This is a genomic window from Fibrobacter sp. UBA2449, assembly GCF_002342555.1.
Taxonomy (GTDB): domain Bacteria; phylum Fibrobacterota; class Fibrobacteria; order Fibrobacterales; family Fibrobacteraceae; genus Fibrobacter.
In genome coordinates, this window is record NZ_DDQF01000010.1 from 1 (window position 1) to 25,843 (window position 25,843).

Below are 25,843 nucleotides of genomic sequence, written 5' to 3' on the forward strand. Positions count from 1 at the left end.
TACGAAGCCGAAGTTATGGGGCAAAAGTTCCTGCTAGTCTCCTTTATTGGCGAAAGCGAATTGCGCAGGGATTCTCTCAAACATACGCTCAACCAGTTGGAAATCACAACCGCAATGCCTGTCGCATTCGCCTTCGACACCCTGAACGATTTCCAGCGAAAGAACCTAATCGAAGAAGGCGTTCCCTTTGTCACGGCATCTTCTATTTTCTACCTGCCATTCCTCGGAATCGCCTACCGCAGGAGAAAATACACCGCATCACAGAAGCCGTTGAAAAAAGGAGAAATCCTCCCGAAACTGACCGCCTCGGCCCAGGCTTTTTTCCTGTTCATGCTGTACAAGGTCAAGGAAACTCCAATTTCCAAAAGCAAAGCTGCCCGAGCAAACGGACTCACCCCGATGTCGGTTTCACGCTACTGTAAGGAACTCTTGGACCGCGGACTCATACAGGAAACCAAAGAAAGAAATACTCAACAAATCTGTTGTTCTGCAACAGGAAGGGCCCTATTCGACAAGGCTCTCCCGTATTTGATATCGCCCGTCAAAAAAGAAATCATACTTCTTCCATGCGAAGCTTTTGAAAAATATCCAAAAGCCGGAGAAACCGCCCTTTCCCAAATCACCATGCTAACGCCACCCAAAGCGGAAGTTGCCGCCTGTGGCACACATGACTCTCTTGCAAATATGAAAAGCCTTCCTAAAGAAAATCTTGGCTTTTTCAAAAACAATTTTGTACAATTGCAGGTGTGGAAATACGACCCGCAACCGCTAATGCAAAACAACCGGATAGACACGGTGTCGCTCTACATGTCTTTAAAAGACTCGCCCAACGAACGCGTTCAAGCATGCATTAAGGAAATGTTGGAGAAAGAACAATGGTAAACGGACTCAATCTGTTCAAGGAACGGTTCCAATCTTTCAACGACTGCTACACCGTAATCGGCGGCACGGCTTGTTCCGTGCTAATGGAAAATGCAGCTTTGGGATTCCGCGCAACGCAAGATATAGACATGATCCTGCTCGTCGAATCAGAACGCTTCAATGAATTTGCAGATCAGTTTTTGAAGTTTATAGCCGATGGCGGATACAGTTGCGAAGAACGCAAAAACGGTTCCAAAAGACTCTATCGTTTTATAGAGCCCAAAACCACCGGATACCCCACCATGGTAGAGCTGTTTTCTAAGAACGCATTGGACATGAAAGGAAATCGGCGCATCACTTACGTTAAAACGGACAAGGACCCCTCGGGACTCTCTGCCATGCTGCTTTCGGACGAGTATTACAATCTTGCAATGCAAGGTCGAGAACAAGTTGACGGAGTATGGACTCTACAAGCTTCTCACTTGATTCCCTTGAAAATGCATGCTTGGCTCAACTTGAATAAAGACTTCCAAAAAGGGAAGGCTATTGACGAGAACGATTTACTTAAGCATAAGTATGACGTTTTCCGACTGTTGCTCCTTTTAAGCGAAGATACAAGGGTTGCCTGCAACGCCAGGATTCGCAAGGACATAACCGCATTTATTGATTCCATGAAAAACGAGGATCTGCCAGCAGAAAGCATCTTTGGAGATTGGGCTCCGGAAGAATTCCGTGCGAACTTCAATAAGGAACAAGACCTAGAACGGTTAAGATATATCTATCTAAGGCAATAAAACCGTTTGCTGTTCAAATGATCCCCATCCGGGATTGTATCTGAGATGCTCAACAAGGCTTTCGTCAGCCCAAAGTTCCTGCGCTTTTACGTAGAACACTTCGATATTAGCGTCTGTCACTGCATTTCGAATTTCTAGATAGTCCTTGTCGGAATTACCTACAGAACTCTTTTCTAGAGCGAGAATCAGATATTCTGACGATTCATCGGGGCGGAAAACACGACCAACCAGTTTCTTAAAGTTACTTTCGACAAAGGCATTAACTTTATCAATGGTTTGCGGTTTCGTGAATAGAGCCCAGAAATAGTATTTCTCATCCAATAGCGTCAAGAAATTCTCGCGGAACTTCTCTCGGGCATCGCGCTTGAATTCATCTCGCAAAGAAGAACGCTTAGATGTGTAAGCCTTCAACACATACAAGAAATTCACATTGTACACTTGCAATAAAAGCGTGTCACGGTCAAAGAGGCGGTTCTCGAAATGACGATTGCGCAGGTCCCAAAGAGACTGTCCTTTATTGGAACCGATTGGATTGCCCTCATCGTCTATGAGCTGATAGCTATTAGAATCTTCTTCGTTCCTTATCAATTCTTCCGATGTGTCATTTCTGAAATAGGGCTCACGGAACTGCGGCGATTCCTTATCGCCATCGCTATTCGGCAGATACCCGCGGATAAAGAAGTTCGGCGTAACGCTGTAACCCTCGGTCAATTCATCGCGATAACGCAAGCCTTTGAAACCATTCCCCTTGTCCAACAGCTCGTCAATGTTATACTGAATGATGTTCTTCGCATAGGTGAACTGCTTGTATATGGAAGAACCCTCAATCTTTTTGCCATCGCTATAGTATTTGCTATCGCCAATGAACCAAATCTTCTGTTCTTCGTCAGCGAAAATGAGTTGACGGTCCTTGTAGAGGTGGTCGACTTCCTTGTTGTCTCTCTGCGATTTTAAGTACTGCATCTCGTGGGGCAACTCATCCCCCACCAGCTTGTCGATCATCGCCTCAAACACGTTGTTGTACTTGCTCGTGAGCAGGTATTCGCTGCTGTAATCGTTCGCGCTGAAGTTACCACCCCACTCGAAGAACGCCTTCACGATGTTGTAGAGTTTCAGGAACTTGTCGGCAAAATACTTGTGCTTTATGCGGCGCAGTTCCACGAGGCCGCGGTGGCCCAACAGGCGGCGGAATTCGTTCACGCGCATGGGGGCGTAGAATTCGGAATGCGGCATCTTGAAGCCGAAAGTCTCTTCGATGTAGTGCATCGCCGAAAAGTACAGCACCAGCAGGCGATCGTCCAGGTCGAAAACTTTCTTCTTGTTTTCCAGCTCCATGTAGATGGGCGCGGCACCTTGCATAAAGGGCTGCGTATGCGCCACCGTGCGGCGCCAGTCGATGCGGTTGTTGCCGCTGTGCTTGTTCTTTGCAGTGAACACAAACAGATTCCTGTTTTCGGCGTAGAACAGCTTCATCGCATTCATCACGTCGATGAGAGTCGGGGCAGCGGCATCGCTACCGAAACGGTGGACGTTCGGAGATTCTATAGCTCTGTCATTCGGATGCAGTTTCTGGTATTGCGCAATCGAGGAGCAGACCCACATCGAAAGGTTCGCTAAAAAGTCCTTGGGTGCATTTTCAAGAGCGAAATTGGCGTCACCTTTTACATCTTTGCCAAACGCCTTTCCGCCCTCTTCCAAGAACACCTTGGGCAGCACAAAAACGATTTTATCGTCAGAGTTCTTCGCGGAGCCTTTTGCGGACTTGTTATAAAGATACCCTACGCCATCCAGCACGAAATCGCCGGACTTGCTTTTTGTAACAAAACCCTTCGGCAAGTCCCAATTACCGCCCTTCTTTTCTAACGGAAGGACACTTTGCAGAAATTTTTCGCTATAGGCAAACTGTTCGAACAGGAAAATCATCTTTTTCAGCAGAAATGGCTATTTTTTTCGATTTTTTAGACATAAATCGCCTAACGTGTCTATTTTTTGCGATTTTTTAGACATAGATTGCCAAGTATGTCTAATTTTTGCGATTTTTTAGACATAGACTATCTAGCATACTTTTTCCTTTTCGGGTTATTTATCCTCTACATTTGGCTGATTTATAAACAAGTCTATTAAACGTTGATTGATATAATAATTGCTATTTCCAACTTTTTCTTTATTCAACAACCCCATTTTTACCAACTCATCAAGGTATTTTGCCGCAGTAAGGCGATAGACCTCGAGATCACGGACAATATACTCAATCTTCGTATAAGGGTGTTTGAACAAGTTGTTCAGCAGTTCATGGTTATACTTTGCACCAAAGGCCGACCGAATCTTTTGCTTGTACTCCTGCATCAGTTCTCTAATCTTCCCAACCAGGATTACGTTTTCGTTTGCGGTTTCCTCCACGCCCTTCAAAAGGAAAATAATCCACGACTCCCATTCTTTTTCATTATCGGGAGCCTTTTCCCTAATTTCTTGTATCAGGGAATAATAACGCGCCTTATTATGGTTGATATAACGACTCAGATAAAGAATAGGAAGGTCCAAAAGGCCGTTCGTAACTAAGTACAGGATATTTATTATTCTGCCTGTTCTACCATTGCCATCATAGAATGGGTGGACGCTTTCAAACTGGTGGTGAATAATTGGCAATTTGATCAACGGGTCAAGATCAGAAACTTCAGGGTCGTTAATGAACTTTTCCAAATTGGACATCAATCGTTCAATTTCATCTTTTGACTGAGGCGGAGTATAGATTGTTTCGCCATGTCCATTCTTCAATGCCGTGCCAGGAACGGCTCGAAAGCCGGCCTTGTTCTGTTCCAGCACCTGTTGAATTTGCTTGATTACTGCATTCGTAAGCAAATGGTTAGACCTGACAAGGCCAAACCCTTTATGCATAGCCTCTCGATAGCGCAAGACTTCTTTCTGCGCAGGCTTGGAAAGCGTTTCCTGAATGTCTAAATCAGCCTGATAGACTTCATCCTGCGTCGTTACGATATTCTCTACTTCGGAACTATCTTTAGCCTCTTGCAAAACCAATGTGTTCAGCAGAATGTTCTCGTTAGGAATTGTTTGCGCGACTCCCTTTAATTCGGCCAACGCTCTTGACGCTGCAGAAAGTTGCTTGTATATCGCAACGGATTCAAACTTAAAAGGTAAAGGCAAGGATGGAATCTTATAATCTGACATCGCCTACTCCTTCTTTAACAACTCGTCCATAAACAGCTTTAAAAGGTCCTTTTTCTTGTAAAGGTCCTGGAAAGTAAAGAAATCTTCCTTGTCATTGATTTTTGCACGGAAGAATGAGCCGTTCTTGTGTTCGTCTTTGCAGACCTCGTTCCAAAGGTAGAACATCACCTTGCCGAGGAAGCGTTCCTTAGAAATGACATTGCCGCTATCGGGCTTGATAAAGAATTCGCCGAGTTGCTTGTCTTCGGATTCGGTGAGGTCCAGAATCTTATCATTGACGGCTTCGACAAAATTTTGCCAAGAATACTGAGAACCGTCGATGTCGATTTGATAATTGGCGGCATCCTTGCCTTCAAAACTGATCGGCACATACTCCCAGTCAAAGCGGCGCTTGAACGCACTGTCCATGGGGAATAGCGACTGGTCGCTGGTGTTCATGGTAGCGAGAATGTTCAGGTTCGGCGGGAGCCTGAGTTTGCCATCGCCAACTTTAGTTTCGTAGTCGCTCCAAACGGTTTTCAGGACGGAATTTTCTTTGAGCCATGTTGCAAAATCGCAATCTGCATCTATAGAATATTGCGAGAAACCTTTGTCAAGGCCATCGCTAATGCGATCAAGCAATTGGAAAATATCTCCGAAGATCTGGGCGCAGTTCCCGCGGTTGATTTCTTCGATAACGAGATAGACTTGAATATCTTTCCCGCTGTCATTCTGGAGGGGCGAAGCCCCGATAGAATCACGGGAATCTCCCTTAGCTTCTAAATACAGCTTCCAAGCCGCAGCGTAAGCCTTTGCGAAAACCTGCGGAACAAAGGAATAGGTGATTTTTTCGCCCTCTTTCTTGGGCTTGTAAGCGCCTACAAATTGAGCGTAATCGTAATCCGGGTGAAACGTGGTGCGGAACTTACAGGATTCATCAACATCTTTTAAGCCATAGCCTTTTTCGGGGTCATCAATCTTGAAAGACTTACCGGTGCCAGGAGCACCAAAGAAAATCGATTGAATTGGAGTGTCGATTTCTTGATCAAATTTCTTTGATTCTTTTAACAAATCCTTTAAAAAGGAAAGAAGAACCTTGGATGCATCTGCATCGAAATATAGATTTTGGGAAACACCTCCAGTATTATTCCCCGTTGTGAGGCCGAATGACATTCCATCAACAGATATTTGTAAATCGCGAGCATCTTTCTGAGAAGACGCAGGTTGCTTATAAGAGCGTGACGCGATCGCCTGTGTTATGATTTCACCTGTAATCTTAGACATTTTGACCTCTAAATGGCTTTTCCTTAAGAAAATATACCTTTCATAATGTATTTTATGTTTAAAAGACCTTTATTTTCCAGCGCAAATATAGCTAGGACTAGCACTGCAGGCCACCCTTCGGTACGTCATCCCTTGTCATAAGACGTTTAACAAAGGCCTCTTTTTTGAAAGTAAATCTCACCCAAATAACGGGCTTTTTTTTATTTATTTAGTCATATTATCTAAATTTTTTCTAAAGAACAGATTTTCAAAGATACCCCAAATAAGAAACATATGTTGACATTTATTGATTTATTTGCTGGCGCCGGAGGCCTTTCCGAAGGCTTTATAAGAGCGGGTTTTACTCCTCTTGCTCATATTGAAATGGACAAGAATGCATGTAACACACTAAAAACAAGAGCTGCTTATCACTGGTTAAAATCAAACAATAAACTTAATTTATATAAAGAATATCTCGAGACCAAAAAAGAAAAAGACGATGGTACTTGGCTATGGGAAAAAGTGCCAAAGTCCGTCATTGACACAGTTATTCAAGAGGCTATCGGCAGCAAGACAATAAAAAAAATTTTTAAAAAGGTTGATGCACTTGTTGACTCTAATAAGGTAGATGTTATTATCGGAGGCCCTCCCTGCCAAGCATACTCTCTAGCCGGACGAGCAAGAATGGGAAAAGATGTTGAAAAGGATCCTCGAAACGAATTATATCGCTATTACGTGAGTTTCTTACGACGCTACAAACCCAAAATGTTCGTTTTTGAAAACGTAAAAGGACTATATTCTGCAACCGTAAATGGGGAAAAACCTTTAGATCGCTTGCTCGCGCTAATAAGATCATGCGGTTATAGAGTTGACTTAAAACTTCACAACGCATCTGATTATGGAGTTCTGCAAAATCGTGAAAGAATCATTATTGTTGGATGGAAGCAAAAAATCGAAGGCCGTAAAACTGATTTTAAATATCCCATTCTTACAAAAATTTTGGAAAAATATAAGATAGGCAAAGATCTTTTCTCGGATCTTCCTTCTAGATTAGCTGGGGAAGGCTCGTTAACTAAACCTATTCAGTATACAAAAAATTTAACAGACAATTCTTATCTAAAAGCTTTTGGCATTCGCACTTCAGATTTTACAACTCAGCACAAAACAAGATCCGTCAATGATAACGATCGACACATTTATAAAAAAGCAGTAAATTTGTGGCTTACTAAAAGAACTCGCTTAGACTATTCAAAGTTACCCGAAAAATTTCAAACGCATCAAAACAAAAAATGCTTTTTAGACCGCTTTAAAGTGGTCGATCCTTTTAGTTGCTCGCATACGGTTGTTGCCCACCTTTCTGTTGACGGACACTATTTTATTCATCCAACACCGAACCCAACATTGGAAACCGTGCGTTCAATCACCATTCGTGAAGCAGCCCGTATACAGTCCTTTCCTGATGACTATTTTTTTGAAGGATGTATGAGCGCTGCATACAAACAAATTGGAAACGCAGTTCCTGTTTTATTAGCTGAAAATATCGCTAACGAAATAAAAAAACAACTTTTAAATTTTGCAAACAATATGTGAGTGACTTATGAAAGATTACGCTCTTCCCAAATATGACGATTGCAGAAAATGGATAAGAAATGCCCGCGAAAAGGGTTTCTCATGGGAAAAAATCTTCTTGGCGAATAAATCCAGTGAAGAAGAGTTGATTGTATTTCTTCGTCATAAAACGGAGGATGATTTTTGGGAAGTAAGTATCGAAGATTGGAGAAATATTGTCTCTTTGCAGAAAGAGGAAGAAGAAAAAGAAGAAGAACTTGATTTGACCGGAACTCAAGCCATAATTTACAATGAAGATCGAAACAACGATTGTACAGTTCCGAGTGACCCTTATTCTTCATGGATACTTTATAAAAAGAAGTTGAAAAAAAATGGCTTTACAGAGGAATCAATAAAAGAAATAGAAAAGGCTACTATAAAAATATTAAAAAGGTTAAGTCGCGATACAACACAAAGTGGCCCAGTAAGAGGGCTTGTTGTCGGAAATGTCCAATCGGGAAAAACTGCGAACATGGCTGCATTAATGGCGATGGCTGCAGATTGGGGTTGGAATTTTTTCATAATTTTATCAGGCACAATTGAAAACTTGCGCTTGCAAACTCAAGACCGTCTTTTTGGCGATCTAAATGAAAAAGGGAATTTGAATTGGCGAGCTTTGCAGCATTTGTCAAAAAGAACAGAAATTGGGCAACAGCCGCAGCATCTGCATTTTGGCAATGGCGATCGGGACCGCTATTTTACCGTTTGCTTGAAAAATTCATCCCGTTTAATGAAATTGATTCAATGGCTGCAATACGATGTAAACAAGCAAAAACAGATGAAAATTCTGGTAATTGACGATGAAGCAGATCAAGCAGGAATTAATACGGCTGATATCTCTGAAGAAGAACGACGAAGAATAAATAAGTTGATTTGCAATTTAGTAAACGGGAAAACAGAAACATCCAAAGAAGCAAAATCCAAATACCAAGCGATGAATTACGTTGGATACACTGCAACGCCTTATGCGAATATATTAAATGAAGCCGCACTTGAATCTCTTTATCCCAGAAATTTTATATCGACTCTTAAGGTTTCAAATGAATATTTTGGGCCACAACAAATATTCGGGTTATCCAATTACGAATATGAAAAAGATGGACTGGACATTGTCCGAATAATTAGTGAAAAAGGGGTTCGCGCTATTCAAGATGTTTATGAAGGATCATTGCTACACGGTCTTCCTAAAGAATTTGAGGATTCGCTATGTTGGTTTATATGTGGCGTCGCTTGTTTAAGGGTTTGGAAACATAAAAAACCTATAAGCATGCTCGTCCATACAAGCCAAAAAACAGAGCATCACGAGACAATCGCAGAAGCCATCAAATTTTGGTTTGAACAAGATAAAGATATTATTCTAAAAAAATGCGAAAATATTTGGCATGAAGAAACAAAAAAATTCACTTTGAATGATTTCAAAGTTCAATATCCCGATTACGGTTTACTGTCAACCATAAAAAATTATCCAAAATTTGAAGAAGTTCGTAAAGAGATCGAAATTCTTCTAAGCCATGAACTGACAAATATTCCGTTAGATAATGAAAGTGAAGAACTTAAATATCATAAAGGAATTCATCTCTGCATAGACAACTGCAAAAATAGTTTCATCAAAGACGATAATGATTCAACAATGTTTGTGAGATTAGCATATCCTCCTAAAGAGAAAATGCCGTCTCCAGCACCTGCATTTATTGTAGTTGGCGGAGCAACACTATCGCGTGGATTAACTATTGAGGGGCTCATTAGTACTTTTTTCCTGCGTTCGTCCAAACAAGCAGATTCCTTGATGCAAATGGGTCGGTGGTTTGGCTATCGGAGAGATTATGAGTTAATTCCAAGAATTTGGCTTACTAACAATGCGAAAAAACAATTTGAATTTCTGTCTGTTTTAGACCAAGAGCTAAGAGATGAAATAAAAGATATGGAAATTCGAGGAATTCGGCCTTCTGAATATGGGCCGAAAGTAAAAAACTCGCCCAAATTAAGCTTTTTAAGAATTACTGCAAAAAACAAAATGCAAGAAGCTACTGCCGCAGAGATGGATTTTAGTGGTTCCTACAGTCAAACCTACCTCTTCGACAATAACAAAGATATTCTTGAAAAAAACCTTGAAGTAACGGCAGAATTTATATCGTCTTTAAAAGCTCCTGAAACTAGAAAGGAAATCAACACTCATGCAGACGGCTCTTATATTTGGCGTGATGTTGATTTTTCCTTAATCAGCGATTATTTGGAAAATTACAATTTTCAAAAGCGACAAGAAATTTTTAATGACATTGAAGCTTTGCGCAAATGGATTGACAAGTTAACAAAAAAAGAAAAACTAAAAAAATGGAATATCATTTTAGTCGGAAAAGCATATAAAAATGAATTACCATCAAATACTTGGAATTCACCCGTAGGCCCTCTACTTCCTGTCATCCGTACAAAAAAAATACGTTTTAAAGAAGACGGTATTATTGACATCGGTGTTCTAAGAGATCCATCTGACATTGTAAAAGATGTTGATCTCGAGGGACAAAGCGACGAGGTAAAAGAAGGAATAAGAAATTTCAAATCAAAATTCGCCAAAGAAATTAGACGAAAAGCGAAAATGGACCAAATCCCCCAATTGCTGATTTATGTGATTGACAAGGATTCTAAAACTCGCCCATCTTCCAAAACGGCAGACCACCCAACACGATTAGACCTTGAGGCCCCCTGCAACATTGTTGGTATATGTTTAAATATTCCCGAAACCATTGGTGAGCCTGGAGCCAATAACGTAGCGAGAATTTCTATAGATATGAGTAAATATAGAACTAGTCTAGGAGATGATTATGCAAATTGAAATTGCCGAACATGGGCGAATGACACTAACAGGTAGTTCGTTATTTGATTCTATTCAAAACAAGCATACTCCTATTTTGGATCTTTTGGTTAGAGAATCTATCCAAAACAGTCTTGATGCTGCTGTGCCAAATATAGATTGCGTAAAAGTCGGTTTTTTGTTGGGACAATTTACTCCATCTAAAGTGAATAATTTACTTGAGGGCGTATCAAGAAAGTTAGACGAACAATACCCCAACGATTCATACAGTTATATTGCCATCTGTGATTCAAATACCGTTGGTTTGACGGGGCCCTTACATATAGATGATGTTGATGATAATCAAAATTATGGCAATTTGATAAAGTTGATTTATGAAATAAGCAAACCCCAGACACAAGAAGGTGCGGGCGGTTCATGGGGCCTAGGAAAAACCATATATTTCCGAGTTGGCATCGGACTTGTTTTTTATTATAGCCGAATAAAAAATGAAAATGGCAAATATGAGTCTAGATTAGCAGTGGCTTTTGTGGAAGATGAACGGCAAGATAATTCCGTTATCCCATTGCTAGAGGGGTCTAAAATAAAAAGAGGTATCGCTTGGTGGGGGCAAGCTCGAGGTACGAATTCTACGTGCCCTCTGACAAACGAAGAAGAAATCAAAACCATTTTGTCATATTTTGGAATTAGTCCATATCAAGATGAGTCTACAGGAACAATTGTCATTATTCCTTATATCAACGAGCGAAAACTTCTTGAGAATAACCGGCCAAATGTACGGGATGAAGATGATTTTGTTGAGGAATACTATCCTGCTCCTTGGTACGATAGTATTGAAGAATACTTAAAAATAGCGGTACAGCGATGGTATGCTCCACGTTTAAATAATTCTTTATACAATGGGACATATCTAAATGTAGCCATCAACGGCAAAAGAATAAAGAAAGACGATTTCGATCCGATTTTTTCAATATTTCAAGAGCTCTATAATATTGGCATTGATCCCAAGCAAAAAGATTGCAGTGAATGTCATTGTGAAGATATATTGATTCGTACAGTCCTGTCAAAAGGATCTGTTGCTGGGCGAGTTGTTTTCAAAACGGTATCGCAACAAGATTTGAAAATGTGTAATCCAGATAACAAACAGAATCCGCAAACATATTGTAATCTTGAGATTCATAATGAAATCACAAATAAGCCATTGCTTGCTTTCACAAGAAAACCAGGAATGATTGTGGCATATAAAAATGCAGGCGCTTGGTTAGACGGCGTTCCGTCAACAGAAGAAGAACGATTCCTTATCGCATTATTCATTCTGAATTCAGATAACGCATTAAAGGATTGTAACGGCATTTCCTTGGAAGAATATATTCGTAAAAGTGAGCATGCAGACCATTCTTCATGGAACGATCACTCAAACCAAAGGATCGTTTCAAAAATAAAAAATGGCGTTAGCAAAAAATTATCAAATGCTCTTAAAAGAGACGAAAAAGAAATAGGATCTACAAAAGATTCCACATTTTCGAGAATATTAGGCGATCTAATTCTTCCTAAATCTGGATTTGGGAAAAAGCCCAATCCTGACAATAAAAGAAATAACGGAAAAGAAAAGACGTCAACTAATAGCAATTTATGCTTTTCTATTGATTTTACAAAAACAAAATACGCAGACTCTTTTATGGAAATCCATGCAGATTGGTCGTCAAACGCGCATTTAACAAATGCTATGCTTGCATTGGCTATAGAATCTGAAAGTGGGGCTATCAAAGCCGAAGAATGGGAAAATGGAATGGGCCTAAAAATGCCTTTCGAAATAGAAGAAGTTTCTTTATTCTTCTCCAAATCAAAAGGCTTTTCTTCAGAAAATAATCTTAGTGTTTCAAAAAATAAAAAAATTGACTCTATAGATTCTTGTTCTCTAGAAGTGCGACAAACGCCCAAGGGATATAGCGATGTCATAAACCTGCATTTTGACAACCCGTCGTCATTCAAAGCATCAGTCAAAATTAAAATCAAGTTTTTAGATTTAGAACGAAATAAGAAACCAACATTTTTGCTGGGAAAGGAGCAATAAATGTCCAAAGATCTCGCATTATTCCCAACATTATCAGAAGAGCTAAAACAAAAAATACAATTTCATGAAGCTCCATATGATTTTTTTTATCAAGATGGTGAAAGACGTGAACTAAAACGTAATGATTCTGACGATTCAAAAACGTTTAGCTTGTTTGAAGAAAACGGCCCTTGGAATGTTGACGCATACAACTTTGGCTTTTCAAGGACATACTCCATCAAATTTCACCATTTTTTATTCGGCGAGAACGGAATTGCTTGCAAAAACTCCGTTCTTGGTATTGCTATTATTTGGACATCTCCCGAATCAAAACAGAGAGGAGTAATCACCGCTGATGGGGAGATAAAATCAACAGACTCTTCCACAAGAATCACAATAAACCACACGTTTGAAAAGGCTCAATTAAGAGGTTGCGTCAACTTACAAACCGTTCTATATATTAAAACAAAAGGGTCTCCTAATAAGGATGAAAAACACCTAGCTAACACCTCTGGGCTCATTTTAGGCGAATTAGATAATGAAAATCTGCTTTTAGATGGCAACGGCTCATCATTTCCAGTTATTATAACACAAGAGCCAAATCAGCCGTTGTGGTGGGTAAAATGCGATTGGGAGGATCCTACTTCAGATTTATTTTCCGAATCTGTTGCAATCTATTTAAATGAAAAACACAAAAGCTATACTTTTATTGATCGTAAATCCGCGAAATATAATCCGCAAATGGTGCAAGAAATTTTCTCTCAAGCGTTACTCATTATAATAACCAAATTAAAACAGAATGAAGATTATTGGAATGATACAATTAATGAGAACCATTTGGGCCCCGGCAGCGTTTCAGAGGCAATTGCGTATTTTTCGAACGCATTAGATTGGAACCTGCAAACCATTGAAAACACTTCATTGTCCATTCGAAAATTTTTTGAAAAGGAATTGTCATGTTAATTCAATATTTAACAAAGCAACAAGCCGCCTCTGCAATGAAGGAATGGCGGGAATCCGGGAAAGGACTTCCCAAAGTAGATCATGATTATGAAGTAATCCGTGGTAAAATTGAGAAATTGTATGAAAATACTACTTGCGAAAATAATTACAAAGCAGACACCGCTCTAGGTCTAGAATTATATAAGTATTTCAGTGAACTAGATTTTTTCTCATTAAGAATCGCTGCAAACGATGATTTTTGGAGATATTTATCTGTAAAAGTAGTCCCCCATATAGTTGCAAAACGTTGGGGTGATGAAAATGACGATCACTTTTGGAAGAAAAATGTTCGTATTTGGCTAAGATCTATTTGGTGGTATGTACATCTTTCATGGCGTGGCTCGATTGAAGACACTAAAGATGTTTTGACTTCACCTAATTTTTCTACTGACTCTATTTTGAATTTGGTTGAGCGATCTGGGCGACGAGGTACATTTATTGAAGTGTATCGATATATAATGTATTTTTATAGCAATATCCCACAAGAAAAATTGAACCAATTTAATAATTCAACCCAAAAACATGATGATCTTTTTAGAATTGTAATGAAGCTAAATACAGCTCGAACCTTAGTTATTGATCCGGCGCTTTATTTGGGAGGCGAACAGGAATACGTAAAATCTCTATTTGCAGAAGCCGGATGCCCAGTATAAAACTCCCCAAAATCATCGACTTGTTTTCGGGTTGTGGTGGCCTTGCTTTAGGCTTTCAAAAAGCCGGATTTGAGATTGCTGCAGGTATAGAACTTATGCCGGAAGCATGCAATACAATAACAAGCAATCTCTGCTGGCGTTATGGACGAGATGAAACACATATATGTGGCGATATAACGCAAATGGATGGAAAATTATTTAAGGATAAATTTGGTGACGAAGGCTGTATTGTTATCGGAGGCCCTCCTTGTCAGGCATATTCATTAGCTGGTCGAGGTAAATTGAAATCTCTTGGAGAGGATCGTATCAATACCAATGATGCTCGAGGTTATTTGTATCAAGATTTTCTGCGATTTGTCTTTGACTTGAATGCAAAAGCCGTTGTCATGGAGAATGTTCCCGAATCAACCAATTACGGCGATAAAAACATACCTGAAATTGTTTGTACGACATTAGAAAAAAGAGGCTATAATGCATATTGGACTATCTTAAACGCCGCAAATTATGGAGTTCCTCAAAAAAGAGAACGCGTTTTCATAATAGCAATAAAAAAAGACGAAAATAGAAATATCGAATTGCCAATCCCTACAAACAAGCCAACTACGAAAAAATACGCCCTATATCCAAAAAAATTTACAGACACAGATGACGGTCTACATTTCAAAGAACCGATTAGACCCGACGACAATCAACCTGCTTGGGTGAGCGTTAAAGAAGCCCTTGATGATCTGCCCGCATTATTTCCTACACCCAAATCACAATATAAATTACAACCGCTAAATATTGACCTTCCATACAAATGTCCGGCACAAAACAATTTTCAACAATTAATGCGAAATTGGTATAATCAAGAAACTGAAGCCGTTTCTGCAAATGCTTTTAGGAAAAATACAAGAGATTACGAAATTTTTGACAAAATGGAACCCGGCGCGAACTATACGAAAGCAAGCGCCATTGCAGAAGAACGCTTTAAAAAAGAAGCTGCAATGTTCGGCTATGAAAAAAATTCTGCTTCATATGAACAGTTACATAATAAGATGGTCCCCCCCTATACAACTGAGTCTTTTGAAAACAAGTGGTTCCGACTAGATCCAAACAAGCCTTCGCCAACATTAGTTGCCCACTTATCAAAAGATTCCTATAGCCATATTCATCCTTGGGAACCCCGAGGAATATCCGTTAGAGAAGCAGCACGTTTGCAATCGTTTCCAGACGATTTTTATTTTAATTGTGCTATGAGCGATGCTTTTAAACAAATCGGCAATGCTGTACCTCCACTATTAGCTTATAACATTGCAAAATGTATTTCAAACGCATTCCAAAGGTAAATTATGACACTGTTGGATGAAATAAGAGAGTGCTTTGCTGCAGTAAAAGCAGGAGCAAAGAGAAAACTAAGCAGTCTTCCTGCAGATTTTCCCGCATGGATAATAAGAACCGGGAAGGACTTTGGTGTTGCTATTGAATACGAAGGCCCAATTATTTGCGAGAAATTTTCCAACTGTAAAATCCGATCTGAACAACGATCATCTACAGGAACGACACATCAATATCTTATTTTAACGTGTTCACAAGAAAAATTACGATACGAATTCGCTTCTGTTTGTGCGCAATTTGTTGATCCTGGAGAAAACGGTATTGAACGTAATAGAATATTGGCAAATCCAACGGAATGGTGGGAACAGTGGCGTTCTCTAATGGGAAATGCAGTTGTAGACCACCAAGTTTATAGTGTCATTGCGGAGATGCTTATTTTAAATCATTTATTTAAAAAAGACAAATCTATTGAATGGACAGCCGCCAAAGCAGGAAGTAAAGATATTGAGAACCCGAACGAGTCTTTTGAAGTAAAATCAACAATTGTTCGTTATGGTTCATTGATAACAATCGCAGGGCAATTCCAATTACAACAGACAAAGCCTTTACACCTTTTCTTTTGTCGAATGGAAGATTCTCCAACGGGTTATTCCATCGATGATGTCAAAGATTTGTTAGTACAAAATGGCTATGATAATAATAAGATAGAAACAGAGTTAGAACATCTAGGTTTTGAAGAGGGGACAAACGACAGAAAGAAAAAATACAGGGTCCTTGAAATTAGGGAATATAATGTTGACAAAGATTTCCCGAAAATAACACTTGACTCTTTTGTCAATAAACAAATGCCAACAGCCATTGTACAGTTTTCATATACAATAAATTTAGATACCGTGACAAATTACAGTGTAGTGTCTTTACGAAAAGACGAAGACAACTCGTTGTATTGAAAAAATGACATTCCGGAATGGCGGAAACCGCCTGACCGGAATATAGGAGCCCCCCCCTTAAACAACTCTAATCAATTCCGTCGATTTCAAGAGAGTTGAAGGCGCGCAAAATTCTCGAACTAGCTCATTTAAAAATCTGCTGCCACAACAAAAACTTTGCCGCCATACTTAACAAGTATATGCCAAATTGGACTGCAAAAAAACTCGATGAGTTTATTATTTTAGCGATAAACTAGGTATTTTGTTAGTTTTTCCTAGTCACATTTGGTGGGAAGCCGAGTGATTTCCACATTCTCGACATAATGCAAGTTTTTTCATCTTTTTGATAATTCCATGGAGTCCCAAGACAGTCGAGAGTCATTCTTTCTTCCTTAGTTTCGTCCTCAAATTTTTCGCAAAACTTACGGAAAGGACAATCAAAAGCGCTTTTGTCAAAAAGTACGTCTACGGCTGACTGTAAAGCAATCAAACCATACATATCCCCATCACCATCAAATTTGACGCCATACCCGAAATTATTTTTTCCATCACGAACCACGGGCAGCCCATTATTTTCAACAAACGAGTTAAACTCTGATGCAGGGGACAACATATTGTCTAATAAAGCAATAAACTTATCATATTCGTCATATTTTTCATTTTGCTTTGTACAAGTACTGTACCACTTGACTATTCCTGGAAAATTACACCCATATAGCCATGACATTTTCTTCAACGTTTCAGTTCTAAAATAATCCTTTATTTTCATCTTGCTCTCATACACCATTCTCATCATCAAATTTATCTCTATTTTTGGTACAAATTTAAGCATCGTATAAAAATCTATTCCAGGGAATGTATTGTTTAACGAAACAAAAGACAAACGTGCATAATCATATTTTGTCAATTTATAGCCAAAATATTCGTTAAATTTTTCCCATAGTGAATAAGGATATTCATCGCATGGGGAATATAAAGGATGTGTCGATTCACAACATTCAGCCATAATTTCTTCTATTTGATACGCACCAAATAACGTTTCACGAATACCATCAGGAGTTTCAAGCTTCAAAACAACTCCTCTTTTTTTATCCTCTATTATTTCTAATATTTTGTATTCTTTCCAGTTATAATCATCATGGCAATCCATTATCTTCTCTATTTCTTCATTTGGTCCCCATTCCTCATTTTTTATTTCATAGGGAATGAGAACTTCACTTTTTCCATGCAATTCTCGACAAAGATAATCAATTTTTGCCAACAGATTAAATAACCTTTCATATCCTGCCGTAGTTGTTATATCCTGCATAAAATGAATATATTCGTGAAATAATACATTATCAGTCAATAACGACGCAGAATATATATCTTTACACGAATTGACTTTGATATTAAAAAAACTTGGGCAATAGGAGCCTGCAAGAGAGCGTCGTTTATTTATTGATGTCATATAGAAACCTCACTAGATAAATTTTTATTTTTTATAAAAAAGACTGTCGAAGAATGCAGCTCGGTTCTCCCAAACAAAGCGTTCCGTCTTATCACTAGGTTTTTTCTCGTTCCACCAAATAAAATCTCGAATGCGACTTATAACATCGTCCCAATACACATCGAAAATTTTTTCTTTTTTCTGATTTATTATGTTAGAAATGCCTAAAAAATCAGACAAACCTTCACTATTTTCCTTATCCACACAAATAAAATAATCCGGTCGTTTCATCGCAAGCAATCTTGTCGCCGTAGACAATTTCACTCTTTCGAGTTTTCTAAATCTCTTAACAAACTCGTTATATTGTTCACGTTCTACAGCCCCCTCTCTAGGAATACATTCAAGTGCATCGGATATTTTTTCACTCTCATTAACAACGTACCAATAAAACTTTCTTGCGCCATCCATGCTTCCGAAAAGGCCCCATTCCAGTATTTTGCCGTTTTCGCCCTTCAAGTCAACATCCAAACCTGCAATCAGCTTGCGATCCTCAAGGGGGTAATCTGAAAACCGTTTGAAACGTCCGTTCGCCTCTTTCTGCTGGAACAATTCCTTCACCTTTTTCAAAAGTTGTACTCTTTTTTCGAAACGACCCTTTTCTTTTTTGTTTTCATTTAGGACATTTGCGAAAAAATCCTCCCATGACAAGTCACGTAAGAATGTAGGACGAGAAGCATTTTTTGTGGAGCCATTATCTTTACGGCCGTATTCGCTCGAAAGGCTGCGGATGCGTTTCTGTTGGTGAGCCCATGTTGCCTTATAACTTTCAAACTTTTTCCTGTCAAATGACTCTGCTTGATTTTTGTATTTGCACAATATATCCAACGCATTGTACCCAATCATATCATCATTGTCATCGTCTTTATTCTCTATATAAATACATACTTCACTATTTTCAGAAAACGCAGCATTCGTAAGATTCGCGCTTCCAACAATCAATCGCCATTCCTCATCTCTTTGAAACAAATAAATTTTGGGGTGAAATGTTCCCGATGTTTGCATGATGAATTTCACCTTTTTATCATCAATAAACTCTTTGATAAAATCAGGATGTGTTTGATAAAAATGAATGCCAACGACACCTAACTTTATTTTTTTTCTTTCTTCAAGCAATTTCTCAAACAAGCCCTTTATCGGGCTTGCCCATGCCGTTGCGAAGTACAAACTATCGCACCATTTGAGGTTATCTTGGAACAGGAACTTCAATTCTTTAGATTCTGATATGAGCTTCATACATCTAATATAACTTATTTTATATGCAATAGTCCATATCATAATTGAGTTTTTTTTGTTATCAATAGTGACAAAAAAAAACGCCCAGCCTAAAGGCTGGGCGCATATATGAGGTATAATTTAATCTTTCCAATTATTTAAGATTTCCTTGGCCATCACTTTAATCTGGATTCCACTTAAATCTATCTGATTTTTGCTCAGATTTGTTATATCCATTTCTAAAACACGCTCTAAATAGTATTTGTGCAAGTTTCGAGTCTTGATGAAAACGCTTATGCGATTTTTATAGGTTGATGTTTTTTGCCAATTAAAGTGGCTCGGTTTAATTCTTTTGTAGTAGCAGTAGGAAACAAACCAACACGCTCCCATTGTCGTGAGGTCTCCGCCACCTTGGAAAGTAAATATGTGTCTCGCCATATTAAGCCCCTTATGTTAATAGCGTCTCTATCTAAATAAGTAATAATTTGCAAATCAATTTTTTTTCCAAAAATTGCAATAGAAATGAATGTTTTTTTTTCGAGGCTTCTTCTTAACATACAAAATTTCTTTTCGCTAGGCCTCTTTTTTTAGCATTTCGGGGTTTTAGGGGCGGAGCCACTAGGCGAGGGGGTGTCCGGAAGACGGTTTGGACGCGGATTGGAAAGGAGATCCCCACCTTGGTGGCCATGCGCACTAAGCACTTCCCCAAAGAGGATAACTCTACTATGGCAACAAGTTGCCAAGTATCGTATAAAAGTGCTAAGTGCTGTCCGCCCGCCTGCGCGGGGATGACGAGAGAAAGTCGCGGGGATGACAGTCTGCGGAACCCGCGGACAAAGCGGCTGCAGGCAGGGGGAGGCTTCCCCCAACTGGATCCTTCGACTCCACTACGTTTCGCTCAGGATGACGATGCAGTCGTCCTTGTCGAAGGCGGTGCCGAAGGCTTGCCGGTAGCTCGATTCCAGCGCCTCTCCGGGGGTGCAGTTTTCCCTGAACAGGGCCATGCCGCTGTCCAGGCATTCCATGTCAAGCTCGCCGTCGGTGTCGATGCATTCCGGCCGGAACGTGGACCATAGGCAATAGTCGGTGAACCCTTCCCGAATGTCTTCTTCGAGCAGGTTGTCGCCGGTGCCCGCCTGGACTTTCAGGAACGCCTTCGCGCTCTTGACCCATGCGAGTATCGCGCCGCCGAACGTGTCGTTTTCCATAGTGCCTCCGCCCCGAAAGATAGATAATGTTTGTGACAGAAAATGTCTTTTCGAGGGCTGCGATTTTTTTGCGATTTTGCTCGGGGAGGGGGTTGACAAATTTCAAATGCGAATTTATATTTTATAGTGCACAAATGTATAGAAAGTACTATGCGGTGCCATTTTGTGCTTGTTGGTGCCGACGGAGGTATAGATGATGTTGACCGAACCTGCAAATAAATGTAGATTATGGGGGTATTATGGCTCTTGAAATAAGAAATATCCCGGTTCTTACAGGCTCTACGGCAGAGTCGTTCGTTCGTGCTGCCGAAGAACACGAAAAGAATCCGCGTCGTCTCGGGCTCAAAGTTTCCTTCGCCCAAATCGACGAGATGGCCGCCCGCGCACGTTCTTACAGAGAGGCCCATAATGGAAAGAATCCGTTTAGCATCTAATTGCACTCTTTACCCCATCGACAAGAATACCGACCTGTCCTCTTTCTGCTGCGGCGATGAGGATCTAGACGATTTCTTTCGGAACGATGCATGACAGCATCAAATCGACAATGATTCCCAAGTCTTCGCGGAACCGCCTAGAACGCAAGGTGCCCAATGCAAAGCATACGCGTACGTATCCTGCGCTCCTGATTGGACGATTGGGAGTTAACGGCCAGTTCCAACGCAGCGGCTTGCACTTGGGGAGTCAGGTCATTGATTACCTGATTTCCTGGTTTATCCACCCGGATAACAAAACTGGTTGTCGCTTTATGGTTGTCGATGCCTACAACAGGCCCGAAACGATAAATTTTTACCAAAAGAACGGTTTCCGTTTTTTGTATTCGGACGAAAATCTCGAGAAAGAAGCCTTCCGTGTTGATTCAAGCCAGTCGTTGAACACCAGGATGATGTATCTGGACTTGATCGACTTCGTGTCGTAGAGATTTTGACACCACTGGTGACAGTGGGCACGAACACGTTTTTCTTCAATCCCGATTTTAATGTTACGGGATTCACGACATTAGATAGATAATGTTCGCGACAGAAAATGACATGGTGATTATGGCGAATTCGCCACAATTAATTTTCAAGAAATCTCTTGACAGGGGCCGCGCGAGGATGTATATTTAGTGAACGGGTGTGCAGATTCATTCCTGCGCACCCAACCTGAGATTACGACAATCCCTGCGACAGTCGGCATAGGCCTTGCGGCCCGTACATGCATCCGCGGTGGGGTTCATCAACCTTCTTGTTGATGTTGTTGGATAGCTGGCAGGAGAAACAGCCTGCTCGAGTGTGTGGCGAAAGCCGCGCCAGGTAACGCCAGGCCTGCAACCACTTAGTGCTTTAGCACTTAGTGGGCCATGGTCCCCTTTAGGGGAGAAAGCCCCCGCCAACAGCACCGCAAGAGCATCCCTTATAGAAATACGATAATCTTGAAATCACAAAATGTGATTTCAAGTTGGCTTCAAAGTCACAAACGGGGATTTTGAACGAAAATCTTGCTAAAAAAGGAGTTTTTTGATGAAAAAAGAAGTGGCTGTAGCGCAAATCAAGCCGGGAGTATCCCTGATAGATGAAAACCTGCTCAAATCGCGGATTTACACCATCCGCGGGGTAAAGGTCATGCTAGATGCCGATTTAGCAGAGATTTATGGGTATGAAACAAGGTTCTTTAACCGTCAAGTAAAAAATAACATTGAGCGATTTGCAGAAGACTTTCGATTCCAGTTGACAGAAGATGAAATGCAAAACTTGATGTGCAAAAATTGCACATCAAGTTGGGGTGGAACCAGAAAACGGCCATTTGCCTTTACTGAACAAGGCATTTACATGCTCATGACCGTGTTGAAGGGTGATTTGGCGATACAACAGAGTATGGCGCTCATTCGGCTTTTTAAGAAGATGAAGGACTACATCATCCACGAAAATAGGCCTCTGCTCGAATCAGACGGCATTGCCCAGGTTGCCGCCCATACGATTCAGAATACAAAAGAAATTGCCGAAATCCGTCAAGATGTCTCCGCTATGAAAACAGATCTCCAGAAGGTCATGACGAATTTCATTGACCCGAGTACGCACAAGCATTTCTTAATTCTAAATGGCCAGAAATTGGAGGCGGATATCGCCTACACGCAAATTTACGGCATGGCGAGGAAGTCAGTGATAATCGTGGACAACTATATGGATGTCAAAACGCTTGATTTGCTGCGCTGCGTCGCGAAGGGCGTTACCATCACGATTGTCAGCGACCAATACGGTCAAACGCGTTTAACAGATAGTATGCGAGATGACTTTAAGGCTACCCGTCCAGATGTAGTGCTAGAGGATGTAAAACCGGCTGGCAATATTTTCCACGACCGATACATCTACCTAGATTGCGGAACTCCGGACGAAAAGCTGTTCCACTGCGGGGCGTCAAGCAAGGATGCCGGCAACAAGATCACGACGATTGTCCGACTAGAGGACGTCGCTGGATACAAAGCGATATTTGAGAGATTTATGACGCCTTAAATCCATCTAAACAAAAAATGAGGTAAGCAATATGAGCAAAATTCCTTCTGCCACCACGCAAGACAACAGTCGGCTGATGCAAGCCCTGTACGCGCTCAACGACGAGGCTCACAAAAACGGAACCGCCGGGATGAGCGAAGAGGAAATCGAGGCCGAAATAAAGGCGGCAAGAGCAGCCCGAAAAAAATGATCACCCCCCAAACCCTTCCAAAACCTTGTACAGCAGGGTGTAAAGCGTCTTTGCTTCGGCATCGGAGAGGTTCACGCAGCTGGCCATGGACTTGGGGATGCTCGCGGCCTTGCGCTTGAGCGATTCGCCTTCGGCGGTGAGGCTTACCGAGAGGCAGCGCTCGTCGCTCTGTTCGCGGGTGCGCTGGATGTAGCCCTTGGCTTCGAGCTTTTTTAAAAGCGGGGTGAGCGTCCCGGAATCGAGAAACAGCTTTTTGCCGAGTTCCGAGACGTTGCACTTCTTTTCTTCCCACAGCACGAGCATCACTATATACTGCGTGTACGTGAGGTCGAGCGGTTCCAGGTACGGAGCGTAGCGGCGCGTGATCTCCTTGGACGCGGCATACAGCGGGAAGCACAGCTGGTTTTCGAGTTTTAGCTGGGGGCAGTTCACGGTAGCTCCTAGAGCAACTTTTCTACACAGGCGCGCACGTCGTCCATGTCGGCGGTGGGTTCGAAGCGCGCGACCACGTTGCCTTCGCGGTCCACGACGAACTTGGTGAAGTTCCACTTGATGTCGGGATTATTCTTATAATCCTTGTCGATGCTCTTGAGCAAAAGCGCCATGGCGGCGGCCTTCACGCCAAAGCCGAATCCTTCAAAACCCTTCTGCGATTTCAGGTAGGTGTAGAGCGGCAGTTCGTCGGGGCCGTTCACGTCGGACTTTTTCATCTGCGGGAATTCGGTGCCGTAGTTGAGCGTGCAGAATTCGTGGATTTCTTCGTCGGTGCCGGGGGTCTGGCCCTTGAACTGGTTGCAGGGAATGTCGATGACTTCGAAGCCCTTGTCGTGAAAATCGGAATACATCTGCTCGATGGGCTTGTAGTGCGGGGTGAAGCCGCAGCCGGTCGCCGTGTTCACGATGAGCATCACCTTGCCCTTGAAGTTTGCGAGCGGGACCTGGTTTCCCTTGCCGTCGGTGAGGGTGAAATCATAGATGGTTGCCATAATGAGCCTCCGTTTTTGTGGGTGTTGCTGACGGTGTTTCGTCGTATTTGATTGTATACAATTCAATTTTATAAAATTCATTCTCAAAAGTCAATAGGTTTAAGCAAAAAATAAGCTTTAGACCGTCTTTTTTGCCATGGAGGGGTGATTTTCGCATTTTTCCGACGGAACGCATTATTTTATATACAAACGGGTGTACTGCCGGGCCCCGCTTAATCTATATTCAATATCATGAGACCCGCTAAACTTTCCATACTCGCGCTTTTGGCATTCTGTGCGCTGCTCCATACCGGCTGCGCGTCCGTCTTTTTTTCGACTGTCAATATCCAACCTGTCACCATCGTGGCCGACGACGATGACGAATACGACTTCTATGTCAACGGAGTGCTGAAATGCGAGAACACGAGCGAGTGCACAGTCTACCGCAGCACGTATGGACGCTGCAAGATGTCCATCGAAGCGTCACGCGACGGAGTCATCCTGGGGTCGGAGAAATACGGCTACTGGCACGAACCTTCTTTCATCGAGCAGATGTTCCGGGACAAGGATGACGACGAAAAAGAAAAAAAGTGCCCCGAGGGCTTTTTCAGCGGGGCGCAAGCGGTCGTAAGAATCGACCAGGAAATCAAGGAACGCGTGAACGCCGCCAGGGAGAAGGCCTGGAGAGAAGGCCCTAACGCCTCATGGGATACGTCGCCTTTGAGCCCGGGTTCCGGGGAATAGGCGACAGGATTACTTCGCTGCCTTCACCTGCTCGAGTTCGTCCTCGAGTTTCTTGGTCTGCGCGTTGTTCGCGTCGATGATGTTCTTCAGGTTCTCGATCTCGGTCTCTTTGTTTGAGAGCTTGTCCTCGAGTTCCTTCACCTTGGCTTCGGATTCGTGCTTCTCCTCGTTGCTCTTGCTCAGCTGGGCGAGCAGGCTGTCGGTGGAGCTGCGGAGCTTTTCGGCCGTCTCCTCGGCGTCCTTCACGGCGGAGCTGTCACAATCGGCACCTTCGGCGCACTTGCACCCGAAGAACTTCTTGTTGATGGCGATGGCGGCGACGGCACCGAGGGCGAGTCCGGAAATAAAGCTGCTGGTCTTCATAGAAAAACTCCTTGGTTCAATTTACTCATGTAATATCTATAAATTTTTCGCGGAAAACAAGTGACCCCGCGCAAAAAAAGGCCTTTTTTACACCTATGGCTCTATAAAGCACTCGTCGTATGGAATATGGCCCCTATGGATTGCCCGAACTGGTCTTTTTTTTATTTGTCGTAGCAAACATCTTTGTCAACCATAGGCAATATCGCAACACAATAACCGTCAAAACAATCTATCCTTTTCCACGCATCTGCTGGCCCATAATAATCAAAATAATCCCTCAAAGTAACAGCGGTATAGCTATACCACGCCGCTGTATCCTGTTCCGCAATTATGTTATAGTGATTTCCGTTAGCAATTTTAATCCCTATTTCAATTTCTTCGCTTCTATTACTCGAAAATATATGTACCTTCAGCTTTGACGAACCAATCGTCTTCTTATACATTTTTTCATTTATTCTGCAGTCAAAAGTCTTCCATATAGGAAACTCCTCCGACGCAACGCAACTATCAATGAACTCGTCACCAAATGACAAAGAACTATACGACTCATCCTCGGCTGAGGTTCGACATCTTATATTCTCAAAAAGATTCCCTTTTATTTTGGCACAATTTGTACATAGTCCATCTTCAATAATCAACCGTTCATAACATATTCGTTCACTGTTCAAATAAAAACGAACGCTATCTACATCCGATGTCGAATTAAGATAAAAATTGGCTCCTGGCGGA

The 25,843-nt window shown here is 41.5% G+C and carries 25 protein-coding genes; 14 read left to right on the top strand and 11 right to left on the bottom strand.

Annotation, left to right across the window (positions count from 1 at the left end):
• Positions 1-882, top strand: an 882-nt coding sequence (locus B4B27_RS06060; protein WP_290724676.1) for a hypothetical protein, incomplete at its 5' end; no start/stop codon positions are given.
• Positions 876-1,655: a hypothetical protein gene (locus B4B27_RS06065; protein WP_290724678.1), complete on the top strand. Its 780-nt coding sequence runs from the start codon at positions 876-878 to the stop codon at positions 1,653-1,655. The genes B4B27_RS06060 and B4B27_RS06065, both read left to right, overlap by 7 nt.
• On the opposite strand, the gene B4B27_RS06070 is transcribed toward B4B27_RS06065, so the two are convergent.
• The 3 genes from B4B27_RS06070 to B4B27_RS06080 form a co-directional block, all read right to left on the bottom strand.
• On the bottom strand, positions 1,644-3,578 hold the full coding sequence (locus B4B27_RS06070; protein ID WP_290724680.1) for an LlaJI family restriction endonuclease: 1,935 nt from the start codon (positions 3,576-3,578) through the stop codon (positions 1,644-1,646). The two genes, B4B27_RS06065 and B4B27_RS06070, sit on opposite strands and share 12 nt — an antisense overlap.
• A 156-nt stretch (positions 3,579-3,734) precedes the next feature.
• Complete coding sequence (locus B4B27_RS06075) at positions 3,735-4,841, bottom strand: Fic family protein (protein WP_163415409.1); 1,107 nt, start codon at positions 4,839-4,841, stop codon at positions 3,735-3,737.
• A gap of 3 nt (positions 4,842-4,844) precedes the next feature.
• On the bottom strand, positions 4,845-6,104 hold the full coding sequence (locus tag B4B27_RS06080; protein ID WP_290724683.1) for an McrB family protein: 1,260 nt from the start codon (positions 6,102-6,104) through the stop codon (positions 4,845-4,847).
• Positions 6,105-6,377: 273 nt separating this feature from the next.
• On the opposite strand from B4B27_RS06080, the gene B4B27_RS06085 reads away from it, so the two are divergent.
• The 7 genes from B4B27_RS06085 to B4B27_RS06115 are packed head-to-tail and all read left to right on the top strand — an operon-like array spanning position 6,378 to position 16,475.
• A complete protein-coding gene (locus tag B4B27_RS06085; RefSeq protein WP_290724686.1) occupies positions 6,378-7,673 on the top strand; it encodes a DNA cytosine methyltransferase in 1,296 nt (431 codons plus the stop codon).
• A gap of 7 nt (positions 7,674-7,680) precedes the next feature.
• A complete protein-coding gene (locus tag B4B27_RS06090) occupies positions 7,681-10,521 on the top strand; it encodes a Z1 domain-containing protein (RefSeq protein WP_290724689.1) in 2,841 nt (946 codons plus the stop codon).
• On the top strand, positions 10,511-12,574 hold the full coding sequence (locus B4B27_RS06095) for a hypothetical protein (RefSeq protein WP_290724692.1): 2,064 nt from the start codon (positions 10,511-10,513) through the stop codon (positions 12,572-12,574). The genes B4B27_RS06090 and B4B27_RS06095 overlap by 11 nt, the downstream gene beginning before the upstream one ends.
• Positions 12,575-13,516, top strand: a complete 942-nt coding sequence (locus B4B27_RS06100; protein WP_290724694.1) for a hypothetical protein — start codon at positions 12,575-12,577, stop codon at positions 13,514-13,516.
• The gene (locus tag B4B27_RS06105; protein ID WP_290724697.1) at positions 13,510-14,208 is read left to right on the top strand and encodes a hypothetical protein; all 699 of its coding nucleotides are present in this window, start codon (positions 13,510-13,512) and stop codon (positions 14,206-14,208) included. Before B4B27_RS06100 ends, B4B27_RS06105 begins: the two co-directional genes overlap by 7 nt.
• Positions 14,196-15,536: a DNA cytosine methyltransferase gene (locus B4B27_RS06110; RefSeq protein WP_290724700.1), complete on the top strand. Its 1,341-nt coding sequence runs from the start codon at positions 14,196-14,198 to the stop codon at positions 15,534-15,536. The genes B4B27_RS06105 and B4B27_RS06110 overlap by 13 nt, the downstream gene beginning before the upstream one ends.
• 3 nt (positions 15,537-15,539) lie before the next feature.
• Complete coding sequence (locus tag B4B27_RS06115) at positions 15,540-16,475, top strand: PD-(D/E)XK motif protein (protein ID WP_290724703.1); 936 nt, start codon at positions 15,540-15,542, stop codon at positions 16,473-16,475.
• A 244-nt stretch (positions 16,476-16,719) separates the two neighbouring features.
• Here the strand turns inward: B4B27_RS06115 and B4B27_RS06120 are convergent, their stop codons facing one another.
• The 4 genes from B4B27_RS06120 to B4B27_RS06135 form a co-directional block, all read right to left on the bottom strand.
• Positions 16,720-17,763 carry a hypothetical protein gene (locus tag B4B27_RS06120; RefSeq protein ID WP_290724707.1) on the bottom strand — a complete coding sequence of 348 codons (1,044 nt, stop codon included), beginning with the start codon at positions 17,761-17,763 and terminating at the stop codon, positions 16,720-16,722.
• A gap of 165 nt (positions 17,764-17,928) precedes the next feature.
• Positions 17,929-19,176, bottom strand: a complete 1,248-nt coding sequence (locus tag B4B27_RS06125) for a phospholipase D family protein (protein WP_290724709.1) — start codon at positions 19,174-19,176, stop codon at positions 17,929-17,931.
• Between the two features lie 272 nt (positions 19,177-19,448).
• Entirely contained in the window at positions 19,449-19,712 is a 264-nt protein-coding gene (locus B4B27_RS06130; protein WP_290724711.1) for a hypothetical protein, read from the bottom strand.
• A 330-nt stretch (positions 19,713-20,042) separates the two neighbouring features.
• A complete protein-coding gene (locus B4B27_RS06135; protein ID WP_290724714.1) occupies positions 20,043-20,363 on the bottom strand; it encodes a hypothetical protein in 321 nt (106 codons plus the stop codon).
• A 239-nt stretch (positions 20,364-20,602) separates the two neighbouring features.
• On the opposite strand from B4B27_RS06135, the gene B4B27_RS06140 reads away from it, so the two are divergent.
• The 4 genes from B4B27_RS06140 to B4B27_RS06155 all read left to right on the top strand — a co-directional run bounded on the left by B4B27_RS06140 (position 20,603) and on the right by B4B27_RS06155 (position 23,042).
• Positions 20,603-20,797, top strand: coding sequence for a hypothetical protein (locus B4B27_RS06140; RefSeq protein WP_073058087.1), 195 nt, complete (start codon positions 20,603-20,605; stop codon positions 20,795-20,797).
• A gap of 86 nt (positions 20,798-20,883) precedes the next feature.
• Complete coding sequence (locus B4B27_RS06145) at positions 20,884-21,279, top strand: GNAT family N-acetyltransferase (protein WP_173354244.1); 396 nt, start codon at positions 20,884-20,886, stop codon at positions 21,277-21,279.
• A gap of 583 nt (positions 21,280-21,862) precedes the next feature.
• A complete protein-coding gene (locus tag B4B27_RS06150) occupies positions 21,863-22,852 on the top strand; it encodes an ORF6N domain-containing protein (RefSeq protein ID WP_290724726.1) in 990 nt (329 codons plus the stop codon).
• Between the two features lie 31 nt (positions 22,853-22,883).
• Positions 22,884-23,042, top strand: a complete 159-nt coding sequence (locus B4B27_RS06155; RefSeq protein ID WP_290724729.1) for a hypothetical protein — start codon at positions 22,884-22,886, stop codon at positions 23,040-23,042.
• On the opposite strand, the gene B4B27_RS06160 is transcribed toward B4B27_RS06155, so the two are convergent.
• Positions 23,043-23,474, bottom strand: a complete 432-nt coding sequence (locus B4B27_RS06160; RefSeq protein WP_290724732.1) for a MarR family winged helix-turn-helix transcriptional regulator — start codon at positions 23,472-23,474, stop codon at positions 23,043-23,045.
• A gap of 8 nt (positions 23,475-23,482) precedes the next feature.
• A complete protein-coding gene (locus tag B4B27_RS06165; RefSeq protein ID WP_290724735.1) occupies positions 23,483-24,028 on the bottom strand; it encodes a glutathione peroxidase in 546 nt (181 codons plus the stop codon).
• Positions 24,029-24,259: 231 nt separating this feature from the next.
• On the opposite strand from B4B27_RS06165, the gene B4B27_RS06170 reads away from it, so the two are divergent.
• Positions 24,260-24,751 (top strand): hypothetical protein, encoded by a 492-nt coding sequence (locus tag B4B27_RS06170; protein WP_290724738.1) that lies wholly within the window; start codon positions 24,260-24,262, stop codon positions 24,749-24,751.
• 9 nt (positions 24,752-24,760) lie between these two features.
• Here the strand turns inward: B4B27_RS06170 and B4B27_RS06175 are convergent, their stop codons facing one another.
• Both B4B27_RS06175 and B4B27_RS06180 read right to left on the bottom strand, forming a co-directional pair.
• Positions 24,761-25,114, bottom strand: a complete 354-nt coding sequence (locus tag B4B27_RS06175; protein WP_290724740.1) for a hypothetical protein — start codon at positions 25,112-25,114, stop codon at positions 24,761-24,763.
• Between the two features lie 161 nt (positions 25,115-25,275).
• A complete protein-coding gene (locus B4B27_RS06180; protein ID WP_290724742.1) occupies positions 25,276-25,557 on the bottom strand; it encodes a hypothetical protein in 282 nt (93 codons plus the stop codon).
• Between the last annotated feature and the right edge of the window lie 286 nt (positions 25,558-25,843).